The 12,055-nt window shown below is 62.4% G+C and carries 11 protein-coding genes; 3 read left to right on the top strand and 8 right to left on the bottom strand.

Annotated features, from left to right (window positions below):
• Positions 1–81 precede the first annotated feature (81 nt).
• From AB0N65_RS16870 to AB0N65_RS16880, 3 genes are all read right to left on the bottom strand, one after another.
• Positions 82–885 carry a DUF1206 domain-containing protein gene (locus tag AB0N65_RS16870; RefSeq protein ID WP_364164093.1) on the bottom strand — a complete coding sequence of 268 codons (804 nt, stop codon included), beginning with the start codon at positions 883–885 and terminating at the stop codon, positions 82–84.
• Positions 886–1,055: 170 nt separating this feature from the next.
• A complete protein-coding gene (locus AB0N65_RS16875; RefSeq protein WP_364164096.1) occupies positions 1,056–1,259 on the bottom strand; it encodes a hypothetical protein in 204 nt (67 codons plus the stop codon).
• A gap of 131 nt (positions 1,260–1,390) precedes the next feature.
• Entirely contained in the window at positions 1,391–3,286 is a 1,896-nt protein-coding gene (locus AB0N65_RS16880; RefSeq protein WP_364164099.1) for a DUF2264 domain-containing protein, read from the bottom strand.
• 143 nt (positions 3,287–3,429) lie between these two features.
• On the opposite strand from AB0N65_RS16880, the gene AB0N65_RS16885 reads away from it, so the two are divergent.
• Positions 3,430–4,560 (top strand): substrate-binding domain-containing protein, encoded by a 1,131-nt coding sequence (locus tag AB0N65_RS16885; RefSeq protein WP_364164102.1) that lies wholly within the window; start codon positions 3,430–3,432, stop codon positions 4,558–4,560.
• Between the two features lie 126 nt (positions 4,561–4,686).
• On the opposite strand, the gene AB0N65_RS16890 is transcribed toward AB0N65_RS16885, so the two are convergent.
• From AB0N65_RS16890 to AB0N65_RS16905, 4 genes are read right to left on the bottom strand one after another with little or no spacing between them, the layout of a single operon-like run.
• Positions 4,687–6,060: an adenylosuccinate lyase family protein gene (locus AB0N65_RS16890; RefSeq protein ID WP_364164105.1), complete on the bottom strand. Its 1,374-nt coding sequence runs from the start codon at positions 6,058–6,060 to the stop codon at positions 4,687–4,689.
• Positions 6,057–6,989 carry a carbohydrate ABC transporter permease gene (locus AB0N65_RS16895; protein ID WP_364164108.1) on the bottom strand — a complete coding sequence of 311 codons (933 nt, stop codon included), beginning with the start codon at positions 6,987–6,989 and terminating at the stop codon, positions 6,057–6,059. Before AB0N65_RS16895 ends, AB0N65_RS16890 begins: the two co-directional genes overlap by 4 nt.
• Positions 6,989–7,948 (bottom strand): sugar ABC transporter permease, encoded by a 960-nt coding sequence (locus tag AB0N65_RS16900; protein WP_364164111.1) that lies wholly within the window; start codon positions 7,946–7,948, stop codon positions 6,989–6,991. The genes AB0N65_RS16895 and AB0N65_RS16900 overlap by 1 nt, the downstream gene beginning before the upstream one ends.
• A gap of 11 nt (positions 7,949–7,959) precedes the next feature.
• Positions 7,960–9,339 (bottom strand): extracellular solute-binding protein, encoded by a 1,380-nt coding sequence (locus AB0N65_RS16905; RefSeq protein ID WP_364164113.1) that lies wholly within the window; start codon positions 9,337–9,339, stop codon positions 7,960–7,962.
• 206 nt (positions 9,340–9,545) lie between these two features.
• On the opposite strand from AB0N65_RS16905, the gene AB0N65_RS16910 reads away from it, so the two are divergent.
• On the top strand, positions 9,546–10,553 hold the full coding sequence (locus AB0N65_RS16910; protein ID WP_364164116.1) for a LacI family DNA-binding transcriptional regulator: 1,008 nt from the start codon (positions 9,546–9,548) through the stop codon (positions 10,551–10,553).
• Positions 10,554–10,617: 64 nt separating this feature from the next.
• Here the strand turns inward: AB0N65_RS16910 and AB0N65_RS16915 are convergent, their stop codons facing one another.
• Complete coding sequence (locus tag AB0N65_RS16915; protein WP_364164119.1) at positions 10,618–11,250, bottom strand: flavin reductase family protein; 633 nt, start codon at positions 11,248–11,250, stop codon at positions 10,618–10,620.
• Positions 11,251–11,317: 67 nt separating this feature from the next.
• Here AB0N65_RS16915 and AB0N65_RS16920 point away from each other — a divergent pair, with 67 nt between their 5' ends.
• Positions 11,318–12,037: a winged helix-turn-helix domain-containing protein gene (locus tag AB0N65_RS16920; protein ID WP_364164122.1), complete on the top strand. Its 720-nt coding sequence runs from the start codon at positions 11,318–11,320 to the stop codon at positions 12,035–12,037.
• Positions 12,038–12,055: the final 18 nt, after the last annotated feature.

Below are 12,055 nucleotides of genomic sequence, written 5' to 3' on the forward strand. Positions count from 1 at the left end.
CCTTCAGCCAACTGAGTCGCAGTTAAGCGCGTTTAGAGCGGTCAAAACGCGCACAATTGCGACCTAGTTGGGTCAGAGGGGCTATGTCTTGAGCGTCCTGGCCTTGACCATCAGGAACAGGCCGTAAGCGATGAGGCCTAAGGCGACGGCAGCAAGCAGGTATGGCCCGTAGGGTTGCTCCTTCAGGGCTCGCAAGCTTCCGTCGAGGCCGGTTGATTGTTCGGGTTGGGCCCGTACCGTTGCGATGATGACCAGCAGGCCAACCAGGAGCAAGGCAATCCCTTTGGCGATGTAGCCAACGATCCCCACAACCAACTGGAATTTTCGTGGGGCCCGGTGGGGCGAGAGTGCAAGATCCTTGGTGAAGGTCCTCCTGAAACCCCGCACGGCGAAAACGACGCCGGTAATCATCACGGCGGCACCGATTCCCAGCAGCAGCAATATCCCAAAAGGCGCCCTCATCAGCGTGACGGTCACATCGCTCGCCGCCGCACGACTGTTGTGGCCCCGGCCCAGGACGAAGGACATGATGGTGGCCGCCAGCCCAGCGAACACGATGGCCTGGGTGATCGCTGACAGTCTTTTTGCGGGCTTGTTGTCCGCCGCCTTGCGGTAACCGAGGATGCCGTTTCCCAACTGCCAGAGGGCCAAGGCTGCGCATGCGCCGAAGCTTGCCCAAAGGAGGAGCGGACCCACCGGTTGGGCTGCAAGTTGGGCAACTGCGCCGCTGACGTCGGCCTCGCCGCTGGGACCGAAGGCGAGCTGGAACGCAATGACGCCGATCAGCACGTGAAAGACCCCGCTCACGGCATATCCGGCCCGGGCAGCGATCCGGAGAGTGCGGGAGTTCGAGGCTTCCTCGGCCGCGTCGGCGGCCTTCCTCATCTCTTCCTTGATGACAAGCCTCCTGACTATTCGCGCCTGCGTACCATCGTGCCACCGGAACCACTCGAAGGCCACGGGCCGGACCCGGCTCTGCGTCAGAACTGCGTTGCCGGGGCTTAACGACGACGGGCAGGCACCTAGGTGCCTGCCCGGACATCGTAAGGGGGCTGCTAGAACCCGCAGACCGACTGTGGCCAAATGCTCCTGAGACCCACACCGAGCGGGTTGAACTGCTCCCGGACAGCCACCACTGCGCGGTTTTGGCAGAGAACTTCGCCTCCCTGGCGCACAGCCTCCCCGGTGCCGGCAAGGGGGTCGGACGTCACACGGGCAGTGCCGGCGTTCACAGACGTTGCGATGATCTGGTCAGGCATTTCGGTCGTCCTTCCTGGAAGTTCCCATCAGCTCGATTGGCTGATAGTTCAACCATCGGATGGGGCCCTCAAGAACAACGCCGGGCCATCTCAAGATTCACTCAAGATTCGCAAGCGGCCACATGGGTGCCTTAAAAGACGAAGGAAACCTCCAGTTGGAGGCCCGTGGAGAGGGTGACCTGCGCACTCACACGAGCGCCGTCGTCGTCAATGACGACGGCGGCAGGCAACGCAGCGGGAGCCTCACCACCCAAGTACACGAGCGAGGCGAAGCAGCTGCGCTGCCCTGTCAGTCCGCCTTCGAGGTAGGCACAGGCTGCGTGCCGGCCGAGCGGAGAAACATCTTCGGCCCGGAACGTTCCCTCAGCGGAATAGCCGTGCAAGGGCCGGATGCCGGTGCGAAGACCAGCGGCGCCGAGGATGCCTGCCTGCTGCTCTACCAGTTCGGCGCCCGCGAGCGCGTAGCCGGCGTCGCGTACGTGGTAGCCCCGTTGGATTGCGGTATCCGGCGCTTCAACGACGTGGACCCGCAACTCGTACCCTGCGGCTGCGGCGGTTCCGGTGGCCACGCGCCACTGTGACTCCGCAGGGTCCTCGATGTCGTTCCACACAGGTGCGTGCCAGCTTGCTGCCTGGCCTCGCTCAGCTTTGAGCTTGTGAATCCTGGCGCGTCGGCTGGGCAGACCGGCGGGATCAAGGACTGCGAAGTGGTTGTCCATCGGATGGTCCGTGAACAGGGGCGCCGTGTGGCTCGAATAAGCGAGGCGCCGGTAGTGGGGGTCGTCGGGGCCGGGAGCGTAGTACTTGTCGCTGCCGTGGTTAAGAACGCGGGCTATGCCGTCTGCGGCGGTTGAGTGGAGCAGATAGTTGGGCGCGTCGACGTACCGGACATTGTCCATGGACTCCAGCGGAGAGGGTTCTTCAACGGCGGTCCACACGGGATGGTCGGCCGGGAGCAGCAGGCCTACGAAAGCCTTGGATGTCCAGTACGGGGACGCCGGGCCCGAATAGTCCTGGATCATCGGTTCAAAGGCGCCCAACCACCCAAGCGACGGCAGACCGCCGTCGTAAGCTCCGCTGTCGAGGAAATACTTGGCGGCACCGCTGGCGATTCGGCGGCTCTGGCCGGGGTCCAGGGGCGTGGCGCAGATTGCTTCGCCCAGGAACAGCGGCGCGACGGCGGCGTAGCGGTAGATAAGTGAGCGGCCTTGGAACACCGGGGAGCCGTTTCCGCCGAAGAAGCCCACGTGGTCCCGCAGGAAGGCCGCGAGCCTGGTCCGGTAGAGCTCCGACCTGGCGTCGGCTTCCGGGTGCCTGCCGACCGCGAATTCCGACCACAGGATCGGGTACAGGTGCAAGGCCCAGCCGCAGTAGTAGTCGTAGAAATCCCCGGTTCCGCCGTTGTCTCCGTCCTGGTACCAGCCGCCACCGGCGTACCAGTCCTCCAGCCGCCTCAGGCCGTGCTCAATCTGCGCTGCGTTGTGTTCAAAGCCGGCACCGGCCAGGAACTCGGCGATCAACACCTGGAACAGAACCCAGTTGTTATCCACGCAGGTGCTACGCGACGAACCTTGCAGCCACGCCGCGACGTGTGCCTTTTCGTCCGGAGTGAATGTGTCCCACAGCCAAGGCTTGGTCAGTTGGAGCCCCAAGACGATCGAGGCGGCTTCCACGATCGGCTGCGAGTTATCACGGATCGGAAGCCAGGCTTCCGGGCTGCCCGGCCGTGTGCCCGCCAGCAGTCCCTCCCGATACAGGCTGAGGTGGCCGTGCGGATCCTCACCCCGCTCCCCCGCGACGCGGAAGGCGGCCAGCATGAACGTCCTGGCGAAGCCCTCCATCCCGTCGGACAAAACCCCCGACGACGACGGGCGGCCGCCCAGCCGGATCAGCGCCTTGAGCGGGGAAAAGCGGGGACGCACTGCGAGGAGCTGTTGGTCCGCGAACGCGACCCAGTGCTCGCGCGTCCACCCCGTGATGGGGCTGAGCTCGTAATCCGGGGCGGGCATAGTGAAGCCGGTTGCCATGGGTCTCCTGCGTCTGCGCTGACTCCTTGAGTGACTACCGTAACGAGGGCCACCGCACTGTGGGCCCAAGTGAACAAAACTGAACTGCTGTCTTAGCGGCCTTTCTTGCCCGGCTTGGCCCATAATGAACAAATCGAACACAAATGAACGTAAAGGGCGGGACCTGCATGCTGTCCGAGGATCGTCAACAGCTCATCCTGAAGGAGTTGGCCCTTCATGGATCGGTTAACGCTGCCGAATTCGCCGCCAAGCTCGGCACCTCCGGAATGACCGTCAGGCGGGATCTGGCCATGTTGGCTGAGCAGGGCCTGCTGGAGCGGGTGCATGGAGGGGCCGTTCCCACCGGCGGCCGCGCAGCCAACAACAACGCGGCAACCGGGCACTCACCATCGTGGCGTCCGGGCGGGAGGCGGCCGTTTGCGACGATCGGCATGATCGTCCCTTCGGCGTCGTACTATTTCCCGGGCGTGATCCGCGGGGCCGAAGCCGCCGCGCAAGAAGCCGGCGTCCGGTTGGTACTGGGCGTGTCCAACTACTCAGGGGCTGAAGAACGGCGGCAACTCCGCCGGTTGTATGAGCACGGCGTCGACGGGATCCTCATCACTCCGAGCGAGCAGTCCCTGGCGGGGACCGAGACTCTCGACGTGCTGGCAGAGGCCAAGGTGCCGGTGGTCGTGGTGGAACGGTCCATCGATGACGCCCTCGACCACGGCAGGCTCGAGGCTGTCCGGAGCGACCATGTGCGCGGGGCGGAAATCGCAGTCAAGCACCTCATGGGGCTGGGCCACCGGAAGATTGCCATGTGCCTTCGCGAGAACAGCCCGACGGCGCCACAGCTGATCGACGGCTTTCATCTAGCTACGCAGCGCGCGGGCCGGCCGCACGATGACTCAATGGTCCGCACCATGGCCCGCCCCCAGAACGACCCGCATGCCCATCGCGTCATGGTGGACGGAATCCTGGATTGGTGCACCGACTCGGGCGTGACAGCGGCAATTGTGCACACTGACGAGGACGCGCTGCAGTTCGCCAGTGCCTGCCAGGAACGGCAGCTCCGGGTCCCGGAGGACTTCGCGATCATCGCTTACGACGACGAGATCGCCGCCCTGGGCGCCGTACCCCTCACGGCGGTGGCACCACCCAAGTACGACGTCGGTCACCAGGCTTTGGTGATGTGCCTCAATCGCATTGGGGCCAGGCAAGGGAGCACCACTGCCCTGCAGCGCGTGAACCTGTCTCCGGCGCTGATGGTGAGGGACTCGACGCAAGTGTAGGGCGCATCCTGCGGGCGATATCGGCTACGGGCTGGCAGCTCCTATGGCCTTCAAGAGGCAGAGCGGCCCTGTTGCAAGCAAGACGCCATTCGCCGCTTAATAGAACGGGTCCGTCCAGTCTGTCAGCTAGCGTCCTATCAGCATTTGCTCAGCCCTGGCGGCCGTCTCGCGGGCCAGCCGTGCGCTAAGTCCGGCGTGGTGGGCCGGGTCCAAGAGCCGGCCCAGCTCCTCTTCGGAGAGCACGCCAGTGATCCTGGCATCCTTCCGCAGCACGTCGAGGAAGTCTGTTCCCGTGGTGACAGCTTCGGTGGCCGCATGGTGGACGATGTCGTGTGCATCCTGACGCCCCATGAACCCAGCCAGACTCATCATCATGGCTTCGGCTGAGATGAGGCCGTGTGTTAAGGCCAGATTTTCTTTCATTTTTTCAGGGAACACATGCAGCCCCTCCAGGAGGCTCCCCAGAAGACTGAGTGTCTCTGTGCCATGCACCGCAGCCGTCATGACGGCATGGTCCATCAGGGCAGAGCGGGCACCGTCAACTTCGTGGGAGTGGATCATGGCTTCCAGCGCCATGGGAGCGGCCGCTTGCACGATAGCTGCGTTGGTTACTACCCCGCCGCTGAGCTTGGGATTCCGTTTCTGTGGCATGGTGGAGCTTCCAATGTCGCCGGGCGGGATTTCTTCGCAGAGCTCGCCGAACTCGACGGCCATCAGGCGGGACACTTCACCGGCGATCTGGCTCGATGACGCGGCCATCAAGGCCAGTACCGACACAAACTCAGCGAAGTGATCCACGATTCCCCGGCCGGGAATGGGCATGGGAACAAGGCCCACTTCGTGCGCTACGAGCTCCTGAACCTTTGGCCCCTGCTCACCGAAGGTGGCGAATGTCCCCGCCGCCCCGCCCGTCATGGAAACGCCCAGACGGGGACGCAGCTCATCGAGACGTGTCAGGTGCCGGAGCATGGAGTCCAACCAGCAGGCTGCCTTGTAGCCGAACGTGATGGGAACAGCTTGCTGCCAGTGCGTCCGGCCAGCCATGAGGGTTTCGGCGTGAGTACGGGCCAAGTCCACCAGCGCTCGAATGACGCGGACGGACTGCGCCTCCACAGCACCCAAGACCTTGATGATCCCCACAGTGTCACCGGTCTGTTGAATATTCTGGGTTGTGGCGCCCCAATGAACCCACCCCCCGGACTCAGGTCCGGTAACACGGGACAGCTCCCTGATGAGCGGGACCATGACATGGCCCGTCACCCTTTCTTGGGCATCGAGTTCGGCTTCGTCCAGGAGCTCCAGTCGAGCGTTCTGAACGATGGTCCGGGCGGCATCCTCCGGGACGATGCCGAGCCGGGCCTCAGCGGTGGCCAGAGCCGCTTCCACATCCAACCACCGCTGGCGTTTGCTCTGTTTGGTAAACAGGTCCCGGACCTGGTCCGCGGCGGACTTGGTGGACGGCATGCCCGGTGCTGGGTTGAGCGGGAGCGTATCGGTCATTTGTCGGATCCTGCCGTCAGGCCTTCACTAAGAAGACGCTCGCTGCCAAAGAAGAGAATGATGATCGGCAGTGTGAGGATCACGGAGCCTGCCATGAGCACGGTAGTCGGGACCTCAAGGCTGCCAGAGAGCTGGGCGAGGCCAAGCGATACTGTCCATTTGTCGCGGTCTTCGACCAGGAAGAGCAGGGCAAAGAGGAATTCGTTCCAGGCGATCATGAAGACGAACAGTGCGTTGGACATGATGGCCGGTCCGGCGAGGGGCAGGCTGATGCGGAGCATAGTTCCGATCCGTCCCAGACCGTCCAGGGCTGCGGCTTCCTCAAGGCTTTCGGGGATGGTTTGGAAGTAGTTGCGGAGCATGAAGATGGAGACGGCTATGGTCTGCGAGACGTAAACAACCAGCAGCACACCGACGGCGCCGCGAAGCCCCAGCTTCGTGAAGAAGACAAACAGCGGGACGGCAAGCAGGATGCTGGGGAACAGGTACACGGCAAGGAACAGTGCGCTGATTTGCCGCCGCCCGAAGAATTGCAAACGGCTTACGGCGTAGGCGCCGGGGATGGCGATCAACAGGGTGAGCGCAACAGTTCCCAGAGCGACCAGTCCGCTGGTGATGATAAACCCGGTAAAGCCCTGTCCGCCGTCGGCTACGGAGGCGAGAACGCTGGTGTAGGCGTCGAAGCTGATTTCGGCGAGGTTGGGCCAAATGCGGGCGGGGTCGGAAATGAGGGAGCCGATGTCCCGCACGGAGAGGGTGATCATGTAATAGAACGGGAACACCGTCACCACCAGCAGCCCGACGATCACGAGCCAGCGGAGGATCCGGAAGAGTTTGGTTTCCGCGACGTCCCGTGAGAAGTGCCGTTTCCGCGGCGGTATGGCGGCCGGGGTGCTTGGACGTATGGGGGTTTCATTCATGACGGTCATCAGGCCACTTCCTCGTCCTTGACGGCGAACTTCATGTAGATCAGGACCATCACGGTCAGGATGGCCGCCAGGACCAGCGCCTGGGCTGAGGCAGAGCCGATGTCTCCGCGTCCGATCAGGTAGTTGAAGACGCCCACGCTGACCACTTCGGTGCCGGCGCCGCCACCGGTGAGGAGGTAGACGTCGTCGAAGTTGTTGAACGTCCAGATGAAGCGGAGCACGCTCAGCACGGCGATGGTGGGGAGCAGTTGTGGGAGCAGGATGTGCCGGAACATCTGGGTAGGAACGGCACCGTCCATGCGGGCCGCTTCCTCGATGGACTTCGGCACTGCCTGCAACCGGGCCGTCACGAACAAGAACACGAACGGGAAGGTCCGCCAAATTTCAAAGGCAATCACAGTAAACAACGCGGTCGGGACCGGGATGGTTAATCCGAGAATTTCAACGTCGCTTGTGCGGGTGGTCAGGAAGGAGACCGGTTGGTCCCAGCCCAGTGCACCGGTTCCCCATGCATTGACGACACCGAATTGCGGGTTGAGCATGGTCTTCCAGACGAAGGCTGCTGCGACGACCGGTGAGACGTAGGGCAGCAGCATGGCTGCCCTGACGAGGGTGCGTCCGCGGAAAGCGTTGCGGAGGGCAAGTGCTGCCATGAGGCCAACGACGATGGCTCCGCCGGTGCCGAGCACCGAGTATGTGAGGGTGGTGCCCAGGGAGGACCAGAGCGCTTCGGAGGTCAGGACGCTGATGAAGTTCTCGCCTGTGTAGTTGCCGAAGAGGTTGGCTCTGCGGATCTGGATGAGGCGGACGTCCTGAAAGGCGAGCATAACGGTCCAGAGAATCGGCAGGACGACCAGGACCAGAACGATGATGACACTGGGCGAGACAAGGGCGATACCGGCGCGGGCTTGGCGGCGGCTGACGCTTCCCTTGCGCCGCAGTGTGGTGGTGGTACTCATGATGGCGTCCGTTACTTGAGAGTGGACTGGATGGTGCGTGCGGTGTTAGCTGCGCTCTTGGCAGCTTCCGGGCCTGTAGTACTGCCGGTCACCATGGAGTTGATGGCCTTGGCGACGGGCTGCTCTGCGAGCAGGGCACCAGCCAAGGCGCCCTGGCCTTGCGGTACGGCCCAAAGTGTCATCTTCTCGGGCGAGGAGCTCAGTTGGTCAATGACGGATTGCGGGTAGTAGTCGGACAAAGGTGCTTTGGTGGTGGTGCCGGACGGGAGCGCCTTCCAAGCGTCGACGTAGGCGGTCGGCTTGTCCTTTGTTCCTTGGCGTGCGGGCACCTTACCTTCCGGGGCGAAGGCAAGCCAACGCTCGTAGCCGTCGCTCATCATGTACTTCACGAAGCCCGATGCTGCGGGTGCAGCTTCGACGGGGATGGCCCAGTTCACCTGTGAACCGAACTGGGCGGCGGTTTCACCGCTGGGACCCTTGATCGCGGTCACGACGCCCGTGTTCTTGGCAAGGTAGCCGGTGTCGCCGGCACATTCGGTGCAGGAGGGCAGCATGTCTTTGCGAAGGCCGGCCAGCTCGTCAAGGATGAACGAGGAGAACATGGTCATGGCTGAACGGCCCGAGAGGTAGTTGGACCGCGCTGTGTTCGTGTCCTGCTCGCCCGGGACCGAGTACTTGGTCATCAGCTCGCGGTAGAAACTGAACGATTCGACGCACTCAGGGCTTTCAAGGCCGATCTCCTTGTCCTGGTCGACCAGCTGGCAGCCGTTGCCCAGGGCCAAGTGTTCGAAGGTCTCCTGGTTGGTGGTGAATCCGGAGAAGCCAACACGGCCGTCGCCGGTAAGCGTCTGCGCCGCTCTCATTATGTCGTCGTACGTTTCGGGAGCCTTCAGGCCCGCCTTATCAAAGAGATCTTTACGGTAGACGAGCACCGAAGCCCAGGAATCGGAAGGAACGGCGAGTTGCTTGCCGTCGATGCTGGCCAGTTCCAGGGCACGGGGAGCAAATGTGTCCTTTCCCAGTTCATCGACCACGCGGGCTGCCGCGTCACCGTCGAGCAGTTCGTTGGCTTGCAGGGCCCCAACTCCAGGCAGCCCCAGTCCTCCAACGACATCGGGCAGCTCCCCCGATGCAGCCGAAGACACCAAGAGCTGGTTGTACTGCGCTTCGTCAATGGCAACGATGTCCACCTCGACGCCGGACTGCTTGGTGTAGTCCGCAGCTATCTGCTTTTGGATCTCGACCCGATCGGGCTGCCGCTCCAAGGTCCAAACAGTCAGCTTCTCGTTCTCGGCTGGTTGTTCGCTTCCTGGCGTGCATGCCGAAACCGAGAGGGCGAGGGCTCCCGCAACAGCTACTGCTGCTGCAATATGCCGCTTCTTTGCGTTCATGAGAGGTCTCCTTGTTGGAAAAGTGATCAATCGATCTAGCAACAATGTGAGCATGTGGGGTTGATCACTGTCAAGAAGAAACTGCAAACAGACCCTCAGGCGGATCGAACACGGCCCGTCAACCTTGGTGATTTTGATAGATCGATATATCCTTGTTCTAGCATTGACCTGCGAGAATGTTCAGCAGAGAACCTGAGGAGGCGTCCATGGCCGGACCCATAACGCTGCAAGACGTCGCCGATCATGCTGGCGTTTCGCGGGCGACGGCATCGTTAGTCCTGAGGGAAACCGGGCGCGTCTCGAAACAAACCCGACAGCGCGTCACCGAAGCCATGAACACTCTCGGCTACGTCTACAACCGCGGGGCGGCGTCCCTTCGCACTCAAACGGCCAACACCATCGGCGTCGTGGTGACCCATATTGCCAGCCCTTTCTTCGGCGAAGTCATCCACGGACTCGAAACCGGACTGACCGACTCCGGATACCTGCCGCTGCTAGTCAACACCGAGGACGACCCGGCACGCCAACACGACGCCATCCGCAAACTACGCGAGCACCAAGTCGCCGGACTGGCCCTGGTCCCGGCAACCGGAACAAGCGCATCACTGATCGACGAACTCCGGACCTGGAGAATGGAACACGTACTAGTCAGCCGCTACCTCAAGGACGTCAACGCCCCCTACGTGGGCGCCGATGATGTTGTGGGTGGACGGCTGGCTGCGACCCATCTGCTTGAAACCCACGGATGCGAATCCCTCGCCTATCTAGGCGGGCTACCTGCCATCCTTTCCCGGACCGATAGAACTAACGGAGTAAAGGAAGCCCTCCTCCGCCACGGGTTGGACACCTCAGCACTTACCGACATGCCGGGCGAGGTGTCCGGCGCCGGTGGTCTTGAACTGGGCGAACGGCTCATCGCTTCCGGACCATTGCCGGACGGCATCATCTGTCATAGCGACAGCGTCGCGTTCGGCCTCTACCGCGCTTTGCGGATCCATGGCCTGGGCACAGAGACCCGTGTCATCGGTTACGACAACATAGGCGGCGCTGCCCTCTGGGAGCCTCCGCTCACCAGCGTCGCCACCCAAGGCGAGGCCCTGGGCCGGCGCGCAGCACGAATGCTGCTGGAACGCATCAAAGAACCCGGCACACCAACATCAATCGACAAAACCATCCCCGAACTAGCCATTCGCCAGTCCTGCGGCTGCCCCTGATTCTCCTAGGTTCACCGGAAATGCGCACGTCCCTGGAACCGGGAGGTTGGATGCGTGGGCATCATCAGCCCGCGACGCGATGATGCTTGCTCTGAGTTTCGGCGCGGAAGTTGGCCCCGACTCTGGGCCCCTGTGCAAAGTAGTGGCGGAACGTGTAGTAGAGAGGGTTCCAGCGGTCAACGTCGATGTGTGATGTCCCGGGGACGACAATCGACTCGGCTGCGTGCGTCTTGAGGATCCGTGCGTGCACGATCCTCACCGCATCCGTGTCATCGAGTGGCGTCAGATTAGTGACCCTCGCCTCGACCTGCACCGGGCACTGCGCAATCCGATCCGGGGCAACGCAATCGCTCGGGACAGGGTCAAAACCGCCAAGGCTCCACTTGTCCGGCTCGTACCGATACTCCCCGCTTTTGGACTCGGGGACCACTATGGACCCGGTGGTCGGGGCAATACGTTCGATCGCGCCGACTAATGTTGCTGTTGGAAGATTGATCACCAGTTCGGCGCATAGTTCGAGGTTGCGCAGCGCTTGGCCTTCCCTGCCAAGGCCAAGAACATATGTGCCGTCTATGGCCCATCCAGATGATACGGGAGTGACGTTGGTCGTTTCCCCGTCAGGCATGAGAGTGCTCAGGAGCATCACGGGAGTTCCGAAGTAGTGTACGGATGGTGAGATATCGACAGTGGAGTCCATGGCTTAAAATCTTGGCCCTCGTTTGGTTCGAGCAAGACCGAACCGTGGGCTAACTAAAATCTGGGCTATGGATAGCGTTAGTCGGCCTGACCTTGCAAGCACCGCAGCGCTGTTGGCCAGTGAATCGCGGGCATCGATGCTGTGGGCGCTGCTGGACGGCAGGGCATGGACGCTTACAGAGCTGGCGAAAGCCGCGAAAATTTCACGGCCCACAGCGACAGAACACCTTCACCGTCTGGTGGACGCAGGACTGCTCACGGAAGTCCGGCAAGGCCGCCACCGGTACGTGCGCATGCACGATCCCGCGGTGGCCGACCTCGTGGAATCCCTCGCAGCATATTCCGGCCACATCGATCCGGCAGCCCCGTCGCTGCAAGCACAGCGGGCCGATCAAGCGCTACGAGAGGCCCGTACTTGCTATCGGCACCTTGCAGGTCGTCTTGGCGTGGCCCTGACCGAGGGGATGCACAGGCAAGGATATCTGGACGCGAACTGGACCCTGACTGCTGAAGGTCATGACTGGTTTACCCAACTAGGTGTCGAGCTTCCCACAAAATCTCTACGCGCCTTTACTCGGCCATGCCTGGACTGGACGGAGCGACGGGACCACTTGGCAGGAACCGCCGCAGAAGCCCTCCTGGCAACGTTTGAAAGGAAGTGCTGGGTCGAACCGTCCGGTAGTGGCCGAGCCGTGCGTCTGACCAGCGAGGGCGATACGGCGCTCGGAGAACTGTTGGATGCGGCAACTAAGGATGGTTCCCCCGGGATTGGCCTGCAAAATATGTAGACTGGTCTATTATTGACT

The sequence above is a fragment of the Paenarthrobacter sp. NPDC089322 genome, assembly GCF_040684895.1.
Lineage (GTDB): Bacteria > Actinomycetota > Actinomycetes > Actinomycetales > Micrococcaceae > Arthrobacter.

What these genes read in the sequence shown, in the direction of transcription:
- AB0N65_RS16895 (WP_364164108.1), bottom strand. Translation starts at nt 6,989, where the DNA reads ATGACCGTCATGAATGAAACCCCCATACGTCCAAGCACCCCGGCCGCC.
- AB0N65_RS16920 (WP_364164122.1), top strand. Translation starts at nt 11,318, where the DNA reads ATGGATAGCGTTAGTCGGCCTGACCTTGCAAGCACCGCAGCGCTGTTG.
- AB0N65_RS16905 (WP_364164113.1), bottom strand. Translation starts at nt 9,339, where the DNA reads ATGAACGCAAAGAAGCGGCATATTGCAGCAGCAGTAGCTGTTGCGGGA.
- AB0N65_RS16875 (WP_364164096.1), bottom strand. Translation starts at nt 1,259, where the DNA reads ATGCCTGACCAGATCATCGCAACGTCTGTGAACGCCGGCACTGCCCGT.
- AB0N65_RS16900 (WP_364164111.1), bottom strand. Translation starts at nt 7,948, where the DNA reads ATGAGTACCACCACCACACTGCGGCGCAAGGGAAGCGTCAGCCGCCGC.
- AB0N65_RS16870 (WP_364164093.1), bottom strand. Translation starts at nt 885, where the DNA reads ATGAGGAAGGCCGCCGACGCGGCCGAGGAAGCCTCGAACTCCCGCACT.
- AB0N65_RS16880 (WP_364164099.1), bottom strand. Translation starts at nt 3,286, where the DNA reads ATGGCAACCGGCTTCACTATGCCCGCCCCGGATTACGAGCTCAGCCCC.
- AB0N65_RS16890 (WP_364164105.1), bottom strand. Translation starts at nt 6,060, where the DNA reads ATGACCGATACGCTCCCGCTCAACCCAGCACCGGGCATGCCGTCCACC.
- AB0N65_RS16915 (WP_364164119.1), bottom strand. Translation starts at nt 11,250, where the DNA reads ATGGACTCCACTGTCGATATCTCACCATCCGTACACTACTTCGGAACT.
- AB0N65_RS16910 (WP_364164116.1), top strand. Translation starts at nt 9,546, where the DNA reads ATGGCCGGACCCATAACGCTGCAAGACGTCGCCGATCATGCTGGCGTT.
- AB0N65_RS16885 (WP_364164102.1), top strand. Translation starts at nt 3,430, where the DNA reads ATGAACGTAAAGGGCGGGACCTGCATGCTGTCCGAGGATCGTCAACAG.